This is a genomic window from Flavobacterium macrobrachii (assembly GCF_014486675.1).
GTDB lineage: Bacteria > Bacteroidota > Bacteroidia > Flavobacteriales > Flavobacteriaceae > Flavobacterium > Flavobacterium macrobrachii.
Genome location: NZ_JACTAC010000229.1, coordinates 1 through 227, shown reverse-complemented (window position 1 = coordinate 227; position 227 = coordinate 1). Strand labels below are relative to the sequence as shown.

Below are 227 nucleotides of genomic sequence, written 5' to 3'. Positions count from 1 at the left end.
AGTTTTGTAGCAACAGATCCTACAATGAGTATAACAGTGACCAATGGAGTGAGCCTCAATTTAGCAATGGAAATCCTAACAGGTTCATGCAGTGGAGCAAGTTTTGTTTGTGATAACAGTTCGAGTAGTACCACTAATGAGTTCTATTTGAACAATAATTTTACAGTAGGTCAAACCTATTACGTGAGAGTTTTTCAAACCGAAGCATCGCTAGTAACCTCATTTTT

1 protein-coding gene is annotated in these 227 nt (G+C 37.0%); it reads left to right on the top strand.

Annotated elements, in window-relative coordinates:
- Positions 1 to 24: 24 nt before the first annotated feature.
- Positions 25 to 227: hypothetical protein (locus IAI56_RS16075; protein WP_187658809.1), on the top strand; the 203-nt coding region annotated here is incomplete at its 3' end.